Source organism: Streptomyces sp. DT224, from assembly GCF_049844595.1.
Classification (GTDB): domain Bacteria; phylum Actinomycetota; class Actinomycetes; order Streptomycetales; family Streptomycetaceae; genus Streptomyces.
On sequence record NZ_JBNCLI010000003.1, the window covers coordinates 393281 to 407757 of the forward strand.

At 71.3% G+C, this 14477-nt stretch carries 11 protein-coding genes and 1 tRNA gene; 6 read left to right on the forward strand and 6 right to left on the reverse strand.

Annotated features, from left to right (window positions below):
• The first annotated feature begins 305 nt into the window (after positions 1 to 305).
• The 3 genes from ACLQ2N_RS09045 (at position 306) to ACLQ2N_RS09055 (ending at position 2527) form a co-directional block, all read left to right on the forward strand.
• A tRNA-Arg gene (locus tag ACLQ2N_RS09045) sits at positions 306 to 378 on the forward strand.
• Positions 379 to 983: 605 nt separating this feature from the next.
• Positions 984 to 1145, forward strand: coding sequence for a hypothetical protein (locus ACLQ2N_RS09050; RefSeq protein WP_425810848.1), 162 nt, complete (start codon positions 984 to 986; stop codon positions 1143 to 1145).
• Between the two features lie 239 nt (positions 1146 to 1384).
• Positions 1385 to 2527: a Fic family protein gene (locus ACLQ2N_RS09055; protein ID WP_425810850.1), complete on the forward strand. Its 1143-nt coding sequence runs from the start codon at positions 1385 to 1387 to the stop codon at positions 2525 to 2527.
• 354 nt (positions 2528 to 2881) lie between these two features.
• Here ACLQ2N_RS09055 and ACLQ2N_RS09060 read toward each other — a convergent pair whose 3' ends face one another.
• The 5 genes from ACLQ2N_RS09060 to ACLQ2N_RS09080 all read right to left on the reverse strand — a co-directional run bounded on the left by ACLQ2N_RS09060 (position 2882) and on the right by ACLQ2N_RS09080 (position 9712).
• A complete protein-coding gene (locus ACLQ2N_RS09060) occupies positions 2882 to 4444 on the reverse strand; it encodes a YfbK domain-containing protein (RefSeq protein ID WP_425810852.1) in 1563 nt (520 codons plus the stop codon).
• A gap of 133 nt (positions 4445 to 4577) precedes the next feature.
• Complete coding sequence (locus ACLQ2N_RS09065) at positions 4578 to 5456, reverse strand: ABC transporter permease (RefSeq protein WP_425810854.1); 879 nt, start codon at positions 5454 to 5456, stop codon at positions 4578 to 4580.
• Positions 5453 to 8116, reverse strand: a complete 2664-nt coding sequence (locus ACLQ2N_RS09070; protein WP_425810856.1) for an alpha/beta fold hydrolase — start codon at positions 8114 to 8116, stop codon at positions 5453 to 5455. The genes ACLQ2N_RS09065 and ACLQ2N_RS09070 overlap by 4 nt, the downstream gene beginning before the upstream one ends.
• Positions 8117 to 8255: 139 nt before the next feature.
• Positions 8256 to 8855, reverse strand: coding sequence for a DUF4291 domain-containing protein (locus ACLQ2N_RS09075; RefSeq protein WP_425810858.1), 600 nt, complete (start codon positions 8853 to 8855; stop codon positions 8256 to 8258).
• Between the two features lie 44 nt (positions 8856 to 8899).
• Positions 8900 to 9712, reverse strand: coding sequence for a hypothetical protein (locus ACLQ2N_RS09080; protein WP_425810860.1), 813 nt, complete (start codon positions 9710 to 9712; stop codon positions 8900 to 8902).
• 243 nt (positions 9713 to 9955) lie between these two features.
• Here ACLQ2N_RS09080 and ACLQ2N_RS09085 point away from each other — a divergent pair, with 243 nt between their 5' ends.
• The 3 genes from ACLQ2N_RS09085 to ACLQ2N_RS09095 all read left to right on the forward strand — a co-directional run bounded on the left by ACLQ2N_RS09085 (position 9956) and on the right by ACLQ2N_RS09095 (position 12943).
• Positions 9956 to 10672 carry a VC0807 family protein gene (locus ACLQ2N_RS09085; protein WP_425810862.1) on the forward strand — a complete coding sequence of 239 codons (717 nt, stop codon included), beginning with the start codon at positions 9956 to 9958 and terminating at the stop codon, positions 10670 to 10672.
• Positions 10673 to 11037: 365 nt separating this feature from the next.
• The gene (locus ACLQ2N_RS09090; RefSeq protein ID WP_425810864.1) at positions 11038 to 12423 is read left to right on the forward strand and encodes a sporulation protein; all 1386 of its coding nucleotides are present in this window, start codon (positions 11038 to 11040) and stop codon (positions 12421 to 12423) included.
• A 49-nt stretch (positions 12424 to 12472) separates the two neighbouring features.
• Positions 12473 to 12943, forward strand: a complete 471-nt coding sequence (locus ACLQ2N_RS09095) for a GNAT family N-acetyltransferase (RefSeq protein WP_425810866.1) — start codon at positions 12473 to 12475, stop codon at positions 12941 to 12943.
• A gap of 33 nt (positions 12944 to 12976) precedes the next feature.
• On the opposite strand, the gene ACLQ2N_RS09100 is transcribed toward ACLQ2N_RS09095, so the two are convergent.
• Positions 12977 to 14476: a CoA-acylating methylmalonate-semialdehyde dehydrogenase gene (locus ACLQ2N_RS09100; protein WP_425810868.1), complete on the reverse strand. Its 1500-nt coding sequence runs from the start codon at positions 14474 to 14476 to the stop codon at positions 12977 to 12979.
• Between the last annotated feature and the right edge of the window lies 1 nt (position 14477).

Consider the following 14477-nt stretch of genomic DNA (forward strand, 5'->3'; position numbering starts at 1 on the left):
GAAGAATGCCCAATTTTGGCGCCTTTTTGAAGCGTATAGCCACCTCTGCGCGCCGGTTCCTCCGTCCGGACAGAGGGGATGAGTGGGACGCAGGCATAACGAGTGCACAACACCCGTGGCGTGGAGCGTCAAAAGCGGTGCGCGATCCGCACCTACCTGCGATTATCGTCTCGCTTCACCGAACCTCCACATCGTGCCACGCAGGTGAAGCAACGAGGTCGAGCCGATCGGAGCCCTATCCTTGTCCCGGCATGGTCACGGACCGCCCGGGCCCCGGGGCTCCCGACCACCGCAGCCACCACCCGGCCCCCGTAGCTCAGTGGATAGAGCAGGCGCCTTCTAAGCGCTTGGCCGCAGGTTCGAGTCCTGCCGGGGGCGCATACTTATGCGGGCCAGAGGCGGTTTTAAGCCCTCCGCAAGATCACTCGCGGAGGGCTTTTCGCTGCCCGGGAGCACGCTTTGCCCCGTATTGCGACGCCTACGCCGAAGGCGGACTGTTCGGTTTCCGCCTCTGACTCGACCATCGCACCTCACTGGCGGCACACGGCCCACACCATCTTGTCTCCGCAGTGGTGCGAGCGCACGCCCCAGCCGCCTGCGAGCGCCTCGAGAAGGGGCGGTCCGTGCCCCGACTCGGCGGAACTGCCAGGGTGTTGTGGCGTCGGCCACCTGTCGCCGCAGACGTCAGTGTCCTCGATCCGCAGTTCACTCCCCCGTCCAGGCGGACGTCGAGGCGGGCTCATGACTGCGCACCCGGCCATGCAGGCGGCGTTCGCGGTCGACTCGGCGATAAGGAGGGGGACCGCGGTGATGAGGCCGCCGTCCCGAGGACCGTCCGGAGACTGGTGCACAGCGCGCCTGCCCCCGGCGGGACGGCAGACGCGCGGGTGCCGCGACGCATAGTGGTGCGGAGAGCCGGGACGCTCAAGATGTCGGCTTGCGCGCCTGATCGAGGGGGCCATGGCCCCGGCTTCCTGGTTCACATGACCGAGAGCGACGCGCCCCATCTTCGGACCTGGAAAGCCTCGCTCGAACTCCCCTCCAAGGCGCCGGACGACCGTCCGGCCCACGCCGGCGACGGTCGGAGGCGGCTTGCCACCCGGCTCCCCGAACGCGGCGACCCGGCAGCCGCGCTCACCCCCTGAGCCGAGGTCGACCCACTGCGCCCTTCCGGCGCCCGACGCACGTCCGATCCACTCATGGGCAAGACCCTCACGACCGAGACGGCCGGAATGATGCTTACACCCACCACCTGCGCAGCAGGAGGGGCTGCACGCCACACGCCACAGCCAGAACCCACAGAAGCGACAGAGCTGCGGGCAGGGGCGAGGAATCACATGAGCGCCGGATTGACTCCGTGACACAATTATCGTGTCATGGAGTCATGCTGTACGAAACACCTTCCCTGGACGCTGACGACCGCCGCACCCTCGACGAGATCGAGAGCATGCGCCGCTCCCTGCGCCACATGCTCCGGGCCACCCCGCGCTGGACCCGCCAGCTGCGCCGCAACCTCACCGCCCGGGCGATCGTCGGATCGAACACCATCGAGGGGTACGCGGCGACGGTCGACGACGTGGAAGCCCTCATGTCGGGTGAGGAACCTCTGGAGACCGGGGAGAAGACCCGTGCCGAGCTGGAGGGCTACCAGCGCGGCATGACCTACATCCAGGCCCTCGCCGACGCCGGAGGCGACTTCCGCTACGACGCCGGCCTGCTCAACGGCCTGCACTTCATGCTCCAGGGCCACCACCTCGACAAACGCCCTGGCCGCTGGCGCGACGGGCCCGTCTACGTCACCAGCCCCGACGACCCCCTGGTCCCTGCCTACACCGCACCGGACCAGGCGGACGTCCCCGCTCTGATGTCGGAGTTCATCGACTGGCTCAACGGGGGCGACCTCGACGCACCCGTCCACGTCCGCGCCTCCATGGCCCACCTCAACCTCGTCAAGATCCATCCGTGGAAGGACGGCAACGGGCGCATGTCCCGCGCTCTGTCCACTCTGGTGTTCTCCCGCGAGGCCCTGATGCCGCCCGAGTTCTCCTCCATCGAGGAATGGCTCGGCCGGGGACAGAACACGTACGCCTACTACCAGATCCTGGAGGAGGTGGGCGGAACGCACTGGAGCCCCGAACGGGACACCCGCCCCTGGGTCCGGTTCTGCCTGACCGCCCACCATCGTCAGGCCCAACAGGCCCAGCGCCGCTTCGACGTCATGTCGCGAGCCTGGACCCGCCTGGTCGAAGGCGTCGAGGCCGCGGGTTTGGACGAGCGGGTGGTCTATGCCCTTCTGCCCGCCTTCTCGGACGCGAAGGTGCGACGCACCGTCTACCAGCAAGACGCCGACCTCAGCGACCAGCAAGCCATCCGCGACATCCGGGAGCTCGTGGCCCGTGGTTGGCTCGTCCCCCACGGCAAGGCCCGCGCCCGCTATTACGCCCCCGGGCCCCTCATGGACCCAGTCCGGGACGAGGTCCGCCAGTCCATGGAGCCCTATACGGACCCCTACCGGCGGGAGCGGTGACCCTCACCACTTCACGGACGAAGCAGCCGCCCGTCTCCCGTCCAGCAGCTCCGCTCGGAACCGTCGGCCAGCGCGAACGCCTGGACCGCCGAAACCAGCTGATGACGCGTCACTGCACAATACGAGGCAAGGGCAAAGCGGTAGATGGATCCTCAGACCAGGCGCCTTCTAAGCGCTTGGCCGCAGGTTCGAGTCCTGCCGGGGGTGCATCGGCCCAGCCGCCCGCGCCGGACCTCCCCCAAGGGGGGTCCCTTCTGCTCGCGGAGCACAGCACGCCAGCGCGGTCCGTGTAGTGACGGCGTAAACACCGCCGGGGTCCCGGGGGGAGCGGACCGCTCCCCCCGGCTCCCCCCGTCAGTCCATCTCCCCCTCCCCCGTGTCGCCCCCGCCGTCCCGCTCGCCGCCCTTCAGCCGGTCCGCGCGGGTGATCGCGTCGGCCAGCTTCGTCACCGAGGCGTCCTCGGTCGCCGTGGCCAGCTTCTCGGCCCGTTCGGCGAGTTCGCCGAGGCCCGGGGCGCCGGGCAGGCCGGTGCCGCGCAGGTGCTCCGCGAAGTAGGCGGCGACCGCCGTCACCTGGAGGCGGGTGCTCCGGCCGTCCCAGAGCCTGCCGGTGATCGCCCCGGTCGCCACGGAGCCGGTCTTCTCGTGCGGCTCGCGGGTCTTCGGGTCGAGCCAGCGCACGGTGGCGGTGGCGACATGACCGGAGGCGCCGTCGCGCAGCTGCACGGCGTACAGGGCGGTGACAGTGTGGCCGGGCCCGACCTCACCGCCGTCCACGGTGTCGTCGCGGAAGTCGTCGTCGGCGACCTTGCGGTCCTCGTAGCCGATCAGCTTGAACTTCTCGACGGTCTTCGAGTCGAAGGCGACCTGCGCCTTGGCGTCCCGGGCGGTCAGTTCGAGGTGGGCGGGGAGCTGGTCCACGAAGACCTTGCGGGCCTGCTCCTCGTCGGCGATGTACGTGGTGTGGCCGTCGCCCTTGTTCGTCAGCTCCTCCATGAACGCGTCGCCGTAGTCGCTGCCGACGCCCACCCCGAACAGGGTGATGCCGTACTCGCGGCGGGCCGAGTCGATCCGTTCGAGGATGTCGTCCGCCTCGGTGTCGCCGGTGTTGGCCAGCGCGTCGGAGAGCAGAACGACACGGTTGTTGACGCCCTTGCGGCGGCCCTCCACCGCTTCCTCGTACCCGCGCTCGATGCCCGCCCCGACATTGGTGGAGGCGCCGGGTTCCAGCGAGTCGACCGCGTCGCGGATCCTGCTCCGGTGGCCGCTCAGCCGGGTCATCGGCAGGACGGTCTCCGCCTCGTCGCTGAAGGTCACCAGGCTGATCGAGTCGTCGTCGCGCAGCTCGTCCGTGAGGATGCCCAGCGAGGTCTTGACCAGGCCGAGCCGGTCGGGCGAGTTCATCGAGCCGGAGACGTCGACCACGAAGGTGAGGGCGGCCGGGGGCCGTTCGTCGGTGCTGGGCGCGGCCTTGGTGGCCAGGCCGACCCGGACCAGCGACCAGTCGCCGTCCTCGCCGGCGGCCCTGGCTCCGTCGACGGAGACCGAGAAGCCGTTGCCCTCGGGGCGGTGGTAGCCCTGGCGGAAGCTGTTGACGAACTCCTCGGGCCGCACGGTCTCCGGTCCGGGCAGCCGGCCGTCGGCGAGGGTGCGGCGGGCGTAGCCGTACGAGGCGGTGTCGACGTCCAGCGCGAAGGTGGAGAGGTAGTCGGGCGGTGCGGTCTCCTTGAGCCGGTCCGCCTCGCCTCCCCCCTCCTTCGCCCCACCCGTGTAGGCGGGCGCGGGCGCCCCCGCGCGCCGTTCGTCGGACGTCGCCTTGCCGCCCCCGTCGTCCGTCCCCGAGCAGCCGGTGAGCAGCACGCCCGCCGCGAGCAACAGCCCTACTGCGCCCCGGTACTTCCCCGTGCGGTGTTCCATCCCCGTACCCCCTGTGTCGTCACGTCAGCACTTGTGAATGTGACGCGCGAGCGGGCGGTCCGGACCGGACGAAAGCGTTGCGGAACGATCTCGATGCGGCAACGACGAGCGCGCAGCCGGCGGAATGTCAAGGTCAGGACACGATGTCCTTACGGCTGAACCCACGGAACGCGAAAGCGAACAGGATCAGGGCATACGTCACCGATACGGCCGCGCCCTTCGCCATGCCGCCCCACTCGATCGTGGGCTGGAGCGCGTCCGCCCAGGCGAACTGCCAGTGGGCGGGCAGGAAGTCGCGCCAGGAGCCGAGCGCGGTCACGGCGTCGAGCACATTGCCGACGATGGTCAGCCCGACCGCCCCGCCCACCGCGCCGAGCGGGGCGTCCGTCCTGGTCGACAGCCAGAACGCGAGCCCCGCGGTCACGAGTTGGGACACGAAGACGAACGCGACGACCAGCGCGAGGCGCACCACCGCGTCCCCGGCCGGCAGCGTTCCCCCGGTCGGCAGATGGAGGGGCCCCCAGCCGTAGGCCGCCGCCCCCGCCGCGAGCGCGACGAGCGGCAGCAGCACCATCGCGGCGAGGCTGAAGCCCAGCGCGACGACGAGCTTGCTCCACAGCAGCCTGGCCCGGGGCACGGGCGCGGCCAGCAGATAGCGCAGCGAGGACCAGCTCGCCTCGGAGGCCACGGTGTCGCCGCAGAACAGCGCGACCGGGACGACGAGCAGGAAGCCCGCCGAGACGAACAGGCAGGTCGCGGCGAAGTTCGCGGCGGACGCGGTCGCCGTGTCCATCAGCGTGATCCGGTCGCCGCCGCCGGGCCCGCCGTCCGGGGTGCCGCCGATCGCGAACGCGATGATCAGGACGAACGGCAGCGCGGCCAGCACCCCGCCCATGAGCAGGGTCCGGCGCCGCCGCAGCTGCCGGACCGCCTCGACGCGCAGCGGGAGGGTGTGGCGGGCCCGGTAGCCGGGCGCCTCGGGGGCCTCGGTGAGGCCGGCTGCGGTGCTCATGCGGAGCCTCCGGAGATCAGGGTGAGGAAGGCGTCCTCCAGGCGGCGGTGCGGGCCGACGCCGGTCAGCGGCACGTCGAGGCGGACCAGCTCGGCGATCAGCTGCGGCGAGGTCGCCCCGTCGAGGCCGACCAGCAGCCCGTGCCCGTCGTCGGTGCGGACGGCGGAGCCGATGCCCGGAAGGGCGGCGACCTTCTCCACGAGGGGTTCGGTGAGCGGGTCGGCGGCGGTGATCAGGAGCATGTCGCCGGAGCCGGTGATCTCGGCGACGGGGCCCGCCTGGACGAGCCTGCCCCGGTCCATGACGACCAGATGCGTGCAGGACTGCTCGACCTCGGACAGGAGGTGGCTGGAGACGATCACGGTGCGGCCGCCGGCCGCATACCGGATCATCACGTCCCGCATCTCGCGGATCTGCGGCGGGTCCAGCCCGTTGGTCGGCTCGTCCAGGATCAGCAGGTCCGGCATGCCGAGCATGGCCTGGGCGATGGCGAGCCGCTGCCGCATGCCCTGGGAGTACGTGCGCACAGCGCGGGCCAGGGCGTCACCGAGCCCGGCGATCTCCAGGGCCTCGTCGATGCGCGCGTCCTCGTCGGGGCGGCCGGTGGCCTTCCAGTACAGCTCCAGGTTGGCCCGTCCGGACAGGTGCGGCAGGAAGCCCGCGCCCTCCACGAAACAGCCGACCCGGGACAGCACGGTCGCGCCGGGGCGGATGGCCCGCCCGAAGACGCGGATCTCTCCGTCGTCGGGGGTGATGAGCCCCATGAGCATGCGCAGGGTGGTGGTCTTCCCGGCGCCGTTGGGGCCCAGCAGGCCGAGCACCTGTCCCTTCTCGACGCGGAAGGAGAGGTCGCGCACGGCGTACCTGTCGGCGGACTTGGCGTACTTCTTCGACAGGCCGGTGATCTGGAGCGGTACGTCGGTGAGCGCGGGATCGGGTGCCGGCGTCGCGGTTCGGCGCCGTGCGGTGAGCAGCAGGACGGCCGCGATCACCAGGGCGGCGGCCGGCAGCCCCCAGGTCCACCAGGGCAGTGCGGCCGAGGCGGTTTTCAGACCGGGTGCGGTGGGAAGCGTGAGGGGCCCGTCGAGGGAGACGGTGTACGTGGCCGGCTCGGCCGGGGACGCGTAGCCGAGGTCGGTCGCGGCGAGGACGAGGCGGAGGCGGTGGCCCGCGTCGAGTTCGTGGTCGACGGCGGGCAGGGTCAGCTCCAGCGGCTTGCCCTGCTGCGAGGGCGTGATCCGGTACGGGGCGACGAGTTGGGCGGGCAGCACCTGCCGCTTCCCGTCCGGCGACACGTCGTACACCTTGCCGAACAGGACCGCGTCACCGTGGTCGGCCTTCACCGTCACCCGGACCGTGGGGGCGCCGGTGACGCGGCGGGGGGCGGGCAGCGGGGCGGAGTCGAAGCGGGCGTACTGGCCGGGGAAGTCGAGGGCGAGGCCACCGACGCCGAGGGTCGAGAGCTGGGCGAGTGAGCCGCCGACGCCGGGTACGGCGGAGATCGACGGCGGGTTGGCCCCCGCGGGGTTGCCGATCTTCTGGGTGCGTCCGTGCAGTTCGACGGCCTCGGGGCCGCTGTGCAGACCCGGGTAGGTGTCGCCGCTCGCGCCGCGGGTGAGGGCGGCGCCGTCCGTGGACTCGATGCCGCCGGTCCGGGTGACGCGGAAGGCGGGGCCGGTGTCGGCGCCCTCTTCCCCCTTCAGGTAGCGGTCGAACCAGGTGGTGATCCTCTTCTGTACCCGGCCGGTCTCCATGTCACCCCCGTCGTGCCCGCCGGCCGCCCAGTCGACGGAGACGGGAGCCCCGTTGGCGGCGATGGCCTTCGCCATGGCGTCGGCCTGGCCGAGCGGGAACAGGGAGTCGGTCTGGCCCTGCACGATGAGCGCGGGGGCCTCGATACGGGCGGCGACGGCGCTCGGAGAGCGCTTCGTCAGCAGGGCGCGCGCGGCGGCGTCCGGCTTGCCGCTGACGGCGACCCGCTCGTACAGGTCGCACAGCTCCTTCTCGAAGTTGCCGCAGCCGCCGCCGGAGTTGACGAAGATCCCGGCCCAGAGTTTCTTGAACACCCCGTCCGGGAAGAGCGCGTCGGCGAGGTTCCAGTAGGTGATCTGCGGGGCGATCGCGTCGACGCGGTGGTCGTAGCCGGCGGCGAGCAGGGAGACCGCGCCGCCGTAGGACGCCCCGGTGATGCCGACGCGCGGGTCGCCCTCGGCGTCGAGCCGTACCTCGGGGCGGCCGGCGAGCCAGTCGATCAGCCGGGACACGTCCTTGACCTCGCGGTCGGGCGCGTTCAGCCCGATCTCGCCGCCCGACCTGCCGAAGCCGCGCGCGGACCAGGTGAGGACGGCGTATCCGTCGCGGGCCAGCTGCTCGGCCTGCGCCCGGGTCTCCGCCTTGCTGCCGCCGAATCCGTGGCCGACGAGCACGGCGGGCCGGCGCCCACCGCCCCCCGCCGTGAAGTACGACGTGTCCAGGGACACCCCGTCGGCGCGCATCATCCGGTCCTGGCGGTGCACGGCCGGGCCGCTGTCGCCGGCCACCGCCGTCCAGGTGCCCGCACCGGCGAGCACGAGGAGCGCGGCGCCGGCCGCCGCCCACCGGCCTCGGGTGCGGGGCAGCAGGCGCCGCCACCGGGACGTGCGCGCGTCGGGGGAGTCCATGCACCGAGCCTATGCGGCCCGCCACCCCGCCCCACCTGCCTCCGGGCGGAACTCCCGGGCATCCTCAAGGCGTACGGGACCCGTCCCCGTACTGCGTACGCGGTACGCGCCGGAGGCCCGCGCCCCGGCGGGCGGTGATTCACAGCGTGGGCAGCGGGGTGCCCTGGGGCAGCGGATACGGCGTCTCGGCGGGGAGCAGCGCGGTCGCGGCCTCCGTCTCGCCCGCCCTCGCCAGCGCGTGGATCTCCTGGGCGAGCGGGGTGACATCGCGGATCGAGACCGTCCACTCGTCCGCGTACCGCCGTGACGCCTCCCCCGCGAGGCCGAGTTGCAGCGAGCGGTGCGCGAGCCGGTTCAGGTGCAGGTCGCGCTCGGGGTCCCACTGGACGCGGGCGGGGGCCCGACGCAGGTCGCGCTGCCAGGTGGCGTGGTCCGGATGCACGCCCCGTTCGTAGTGGGAGAGTTCGGCGTGGCCGAGGGCCCAGTCGAAGCCCTCGCGGGTGATCTCGACGGCGAGGACGGTCTCCTGGCCCTCCTTCGTTCCCCAGCCGCAGCGGTACATCATCCACAGGAAGCTCGGCTTTATCCACGTCATGCGGTCGCGTTTCCAGGCGGCCGGGAACCGCCCGTCCCGGGCGGCGGGCAGCCCGAGCGACGGCGTGTACGCCTGGTAGACGGTCACGGTGCCGGCGGTGTGGAGCGCGCGGATCTGGTGCTGTGGCGGCGTGGATGCGGTCATACGAGCATCACAGCACCGTGCGGCGGGGGACGGCGAACGGGTTTCTACCGCGCGGCGTGCATCACGCGGACGCCGGACCACACGATGACGTGGTCCCCGGTCGAGGCCTTCGCGCCGGAGGTGTCGTTGCCGTAGTACTTCCACCGCCAGGTGCCCGACTTGGCGGCCGTCACGGTGGTATTGAGCGATCCCGTCGAGCCGGACGTCACCTTCTTGACCGTCGTGTACGAGGACGCGCCGTCCGCCTTGAACTGCAGGCTGACCGTGCGGCCCGCGTACCCCTGGTAGGTGTGCGTGTCCCAGTTCGCCCGGGTGACCTTGCCGGTCACGGTGATGGTCCTGCCCTTCACGACGGACTCGGGCGCGGCGTTGACGGTGACGCGGGTGGCGCGCTGGACCTGGACCGGGATGTTCATGTCGTCGATATCGCTGCCGCCACCGACAAGGATCGCTATCCGAGCAGCGGTCCGCCAGGTGCCCGCGTCCTCGTTCCCGAAGTCGAGGTTCCGCGGGTCGATGTACACCCACTCCTCGAAGTCGCAGATCCCCTTCGCCTTGTCCACGACGTGGCAGTCGCTGGTGATGATGGCGCTCTGGAGGGTTTCGGTGTTGTCGAGCTTCCCCCGGTAGGGGAACACCGTCGGCCCGTACTCGTACTTGAGGGTCGTCGTCATCCGGAAGGTCGCATGCACCTCGACCTCTTCCTGGACTCCGATCACGATCGGCTTCCCGGCGTTGAGCGAGACCCGAGAGAAGGAGACACCGCCCTCCGCCGCGCCTGCCGGCACCGCCGCTACCCCCACAAAGAGGGCCGCCGCCCCAGCGGCCACCACTGCGTTCCACATCGTCTTCGTCATGAACTCGCTCTCCTCCAGGAAACCGGACCGCCAGTGGGACCGGAGAGGGCGGCGCGCGGTTGTACGCCGCACGGCAACGATCCGGTCACGCGCTCGGAGCCGTACAACTGCACCTGAACGCCATGACATTCGTCATGCGGAGGTCAGTACACGCGGCTCTGCCGGGGAGGGGGCCCCGATCGGCAGTCTGTAGGTGTCGAGAGCGGGAGCCACGAAGGCGCCGCCGCAACGGGAGGAACCGACATGAGCAGCCCGGCCGCCACACTCAGCGCCCCCACCGTCGACACCCCGGCCGGCGCCACCCCGATCGCACCCCGCAAGGCCCTCGTGGACAGCCTGAAGCCGCTGCTGGTGGACGTCGCACTGCCGCTCGCCGCGTACTACGCGCTGAAGGGGGCGGGGTTCTCCACCTTCGCCGCGCTGGCCTGGAGCAGTGTGGTTCCGGCGGTCCGCACCGTGTGGGGCGCGGTGCGCGAGCGCCGGCTCAACGGCCTCGCGGCGCTGATGGTCTCGGTCAACGTGGTCTCGCTCCTGCTCGGTCTGGTGGCCGGTGACCCGCGGCTGATGCTCCTCAAGGACAGCGGGGTGAGCAGCATCATCGGGCTGGCGTTCCTGGTGACGGCGCTGCGCGGCCGGCCGATGCTGTCGGCGGGCCTGCGGCCGTGGCTGACCCGGGGCGAGGCCGCCAAGACGGCCGCCTGGGAACGGCTCTCCGCCGGTTCGCCGGCGTTCCGCAAGGCCGAGACCCGGTTCTCGGCAGTGTGGGGCGGGGCGCTGCTCGCCGAGTGCGCGGTGCGGGCCGTGGGCGCGTACACCGTGCCGGTCGAGACGATGGTGTGGGCCGGGACGGTGCTCATGGTCGTCTCGATGGTGCTGGCCTTCCTCGTCTCGGGCCGCTTCGGGGTCGTCCCCATGGAGCACATGATCGCGGCCGAGGCCGCCGCCTCCTCGGACCGCTGACCGCCCGTCAGGACTCCGCAGGGCCGCTCCGGGGGAGTGGCCCTGCGGTCGTTCGCGCGTTTCTCCGGGTGACGGCCGCCACTTCATCGGGGCCACCGCCACCCGCCGGATCTATTTCCGGGAGGGGCGCGAGAAGATCAGGTAGAGGATGAATCCCATCGGAAGGTGCACTTCCAGCGTCGCTGCCGGAGAGAGAACCACCGATAACTCGATCAGATCGAACATTTCCGGACCTCCGCCTCAGGATGTCTCCATGACACCGCTGGGGAGAGGCAGGTGCGCAGGGCTCACAAGGGGGCTCACAACTCGCCTGCAGAGCCCATAGACCCTGGTGCGTCGGTATCCTTCGAGAGAAGGGAGGCGATATGACGGAAAGCCGGGTGGACGAACGACAGGGAAATGCACTTCTCGAACGCGTCGTGGCCGAATCGGGCGCCAGCCATAAACGGCTCGCCCACCGGGTGAACGAACTCGCCTCTTTCGAGGGGCAGGCCGTCCGGTACACGCACACGTCCGTCGCGAACTGGTGCCGGCGCGGCATGATCCCGAAATGGCCGACCCCGCGACTGCTCTGCCGGTGTTTATCCGAACTACTGGGCAGGCCGGTGACGCTGGCGGACATCGGGATGCAGAGCGCGGAGCGTGACGCGGGGCGGCTCGGTCTGGAGTTCGCCCGGAGTCAGGGCGACGCAGTGACCGAAGCATCAGCCTATTGGAGCGCAGTGAACCGCCGTCAGTTCCTCACCAGCCAGACGTTCGCCATTTCGGCGTTCGCCACCCCGTTCACCCGCTGGCTCATCGATCCGACGGAGCCCACCCGCGCGCGGGACACCGGACCGACAGTCGGCCGGGAACACATCGACGAGCTCAGGGCGGCGGCCGACAGCGCCCGGTTGTGGGACTCCCGTTTCGGCGGGGCGAACAGGAAGTCCACGTCTCTCACGGAGTACTTGTACGGGCGCGTGGCGCCGCTGCTCCGCGGCAGCTACTCGCAGGACGTGGGGCGTGATCTGTTCCGGGTCACCGCGGAGATGGCGCGGCTGGCGGGCTGGACGGCGTTCGACGCGGGCCAGCACAGCATCGCCCAGCGCCACTTCATCCAAGCGCTGAGGCTGGCGCGGGCCGGTGGCGATGCCGATCTCGGCTCGTACATCCTGACCACCATGGCCATGCAGTCGCTGATGCGCGGGTTCACCTCGGAAGCCATCGACATGGCTCAGGGCGCGTACCAGCGCGGGCGGACCCTCGATCCGCGGGTGGCCGGCTTCGCCAAGCTGATCGAAGCCAGGTCACACGCCCGCGCGGGCGACGAGAGGGCGACGAGCGCCTGCATCGCGCAGTCGGAGCGGCTGGCCGAGAGGGGCGCGGGCAGCGAGGGTCCGGCCTGGATCGGGTTCTTCACCCAGCAGCGGATCGTCACCGACGCGACCGAGGCGTTCCGGGACCTGGGCAACCACCGCGCCACCTTCGCCTGGAACGCCCAGGCGCCCATGCCGTCGGACGCCTTCGTCCGGTCGCGCAGCGTCCGGCTCTCGGTGCTCGCCTCGGCGCACGCCCAGAACGGGGATCTGGCGCAGAGCCTGCGCATGGGCCGCGAGTCGTTGACCCTCTTCACCCGGCTGGGGAGCCTGCGCGGGATGGAGTACTTGCGCGTCTACGGCAGGTCGCTGGAGCCGTGGCGCAGGGCCCCGCAGGTGGTCGCCTATCTGTCGGACGTCCGGAAGGCGACGCGGTCACTGGCCGCGGCCTGACCCGGCGGCGCCCCGGAATCCGGTTGACCTCGGCGTTTACCGTTTTCGTATGACTACTTCGCTGAGCCTGGCCGAGGTCACCGCCGACAACGTCGATGACGCCATCGGGCTGCGGGTGCGGCCCGACCAGGAGCACCTGGTGGCGCCGGTCGTGAAGTCCCTCGCCGAGGCGTACGCGCATCGGGAGGCCGCCTGGCCCCGGCTCGTCCTCGACGGGGACCGGCTCGTCGGCTTCCTCATGGCCTTCCTGGACATCGACTTCGCGGGTGACGGCACCGGGCGGGACATCCGCTCGGGGCTGTGGCGCCTCAACATCGCGGCGGGCGAACAGGGGCGCGGCTACGGGCGGTTCGCGGTCGAGTCCGTCGCCGACGAGATCCGCCGGCGTGGCGGCACGCGCATGTACGTCACCTGGCACCCGGGCGACGACGGTCCCGAGGGCTTCTACCTCGGGCTCGGCTTCCGGCCCACGGGCGAGACGAGCGGGGGCCAGACGGTCGGGGTGCTGGAGCTGGGCTGAGTACGGGCCGGGGCCCCGGCCCGTATCGCGGGTTCAGTGATTCCTGGGGAAGCCCAGGTCCACGCCTGCCGGGGCGTCGGCCGGGTCGGGCCAGCGGGTCGTGGTGACCTTGCCTCGGGTGTAGAAGTGCACGCCGTCGTTCCCGTAGATGTGGTGGTCGCCGAAGAGGGAGTCCTTCCAGCCGCCGAAGGAGTGGTAGCCGACCGGCACCGGGATCGGCACGTTGACGCCCACCATGCCGGCCTCGATCTCCAGCTGGAAGCGGCGGGCCGCGCCGCCGTCGCGGGTGAAGATCGCGGTGCCGTTGCCGTACGGCGAGGCGTTCATGAGGGCGACGCCCTCCTCGTACGTCTCCACGCGCAGCACGCACAGGACCGGGCCGAAGATCTCGTCCCGGTACGCGTCGGAGTCGGTGGAGACGTGGTCGAGGAGCGAGAGGCCGATCCAGTGGCCGTCCTCGAAGCCGTCGACGGTGAATCCGGTGCCGTCGAGGACCACTTCGGCGCCCTGGGCCGCCGCGCCGGTGACGTAGGAGGCGACCTTGTCGCGGTGGGCGGCGGTGATGAGCGGGCCCATCTCGGACGCGGGGTCCGTGCCGGGGCCGATCCTGATCCGGGCGGCCCGCTCCTTGATCCGGGCGACCAGCTCGTCGCCGACGGCGCCCACGGCGACGACGGCGGAGATCGCCATGCAGCGCTCCCCCGCCGAGCCGTACGCGGCCGAGACGGCGGCGTCGGCGGCGGCGTCCAGGTCCGCGTCGGGCAGCACCAGCATGTGGTTCTTCGCGCCGCCGAGCGCCTGCACGCGCTTGCCGTTGGCCGAGGCGGTGGCGTGGATGTGGCGGGCGACGGGCGTCGAGCCGACGAAGGAGACGGCGGCGACGTCCGGGTGGTTCAGGAGGGCGTCGACCGCGACCCGGTCCCCGTGCAGCACGTTGAGCACGCCGTCCGGAAGCCCGGCCTCGGCGGCCAGCTCGGCCAGCAGGTTGGCGGCTGACGGGTCCTTCTCGCTGGGCTTGAGCACGAAGGTGTTGCCGCAGGCGACGGCCAGCGGGAACATCCACATCGGCACCATGGCCGGGAAGTTGAACGGTGTGATCCCCGCGACGACACCCAGCGGCTGACGGATCGAGGACACGTCGACCCGGTTGGAGACCTGGGTGGACAGCTCGCCCTTGAGCTGCGTCGTGATCCCGCAGGCCAGCTCGACGATCTCCAGGCCGCGCGCCACCTCGCCCAGCGCGTCGGAGTGCACCTTGCCGTGCTCGGCGGTGATCAGCGCGGCGATCTGGTCGCGGTGGGCGTCCAGCAGCGCGCGGTAGCGGAAGAGGACCGCCGTGCGGGCGGACAGCGAGGAGTCGCGCCAGGTCCGGTACGCGTCCTTCGCGGCGGCCACCGCCGTATCGGCCTCGTCGGGCGAGGCGAACGCGACCCGGGTGGTGACGGCGCCGGTGGCGGGGTCGGTGACCTCGCCGTAGTTGCCCGAGGTGCCCTCGACGGTCTTGCCACCGATCCAGTGGTTCACGGTCTTCATG

What these genes read in the sequence shown, in the direction of transcription:
- ACLQ2N_RS09050 (WP_425810848.1), top strand. Translation starts at nt 984, where the DNA reads ATGACCGAGAGCGACGCGCCCCATCTTCGGACCTGGAAAGCCTCGCTC.
- ACLQ2N_RS09055 (WP_425810850.1), top strand. Translation starts at nt 1,385, where the DNA reads ATGCTGTACGAAACACCTTCCCTGGACGCTGACGACCGCCGCACCCTC.
- ACLQ2N_RS09060 (WP_425810852.1), bottom strand. Translation starts at nt 4,444, where the DNA reads ATGGAACACCGCACGGGGAAGTACCGGGGCGCAGTAGGGCTGTTGCTC.
- ACLQ2N_RS09065 (WP_425810854.1), bottom strand. Translation starts at nt 5,456, where the DNA reads ATGAGCACCGCAGCCGGCCTCACCGAGGCCCCCGAGGCGCCCGGCTAC.
- ACLQ2N_RS09070 (WP_425810856.1), bottom strand. Translation starts at nt 8,116, where the DNA reads ATGGACTCCCCCGACGCGCGCACGTCCCGGTGGCGGCGCCTGCTGCCC.
- ACLQ2N_RS09075 (WP_425810858.1), bottom strand. Translation starts at nt 8,855, where the DNA reads ATGACCGCATCCACGCCGCCACAGCACCAGATCCGCGCGCTCCACACC.
- ACLQ2N_RS09080 (WP_425810860.1), bottom strand. Translation starts at nt 9,712, where the DNA reads ATGACGAAGACGATGTGGAACGCAGTGGTGGCCGCTGGGGCGGCGGCC.
- ACLQ2N_RS09085 (WP_425810862.1), top strand. Translation starts at nt 9,956, where the DNA reads ATGAGCAGCCCGGCCGCCACACTCAGCGCCCCCACCGTCGACACCCCG.
- ACLQ2N_RS09090 (WP_425810864.1), top strand. Translation starts at nt 11,038, where the DNA reads ATGACGGAAAGCCGGGTGGACGAACGACAGGGAAATGCACTTCTCGAA.
- ACLQ2N_RS09095 (WP_425810866.1), top strand. Translation starts at nt 12,473, where the DNA reads ATGACTACTTCGCTGAGCCTGGCCGAGGTCACCGCCGACAACGTCGAT.
- ACLQ2N_RS09100 (WP_425810868.1), bottom strand. Translation starts at nt 14,476, where the DNA reads ATGAAGACCGTGAACCACTGGATCGGTGGCAAGACCGTCGAGGGCACC.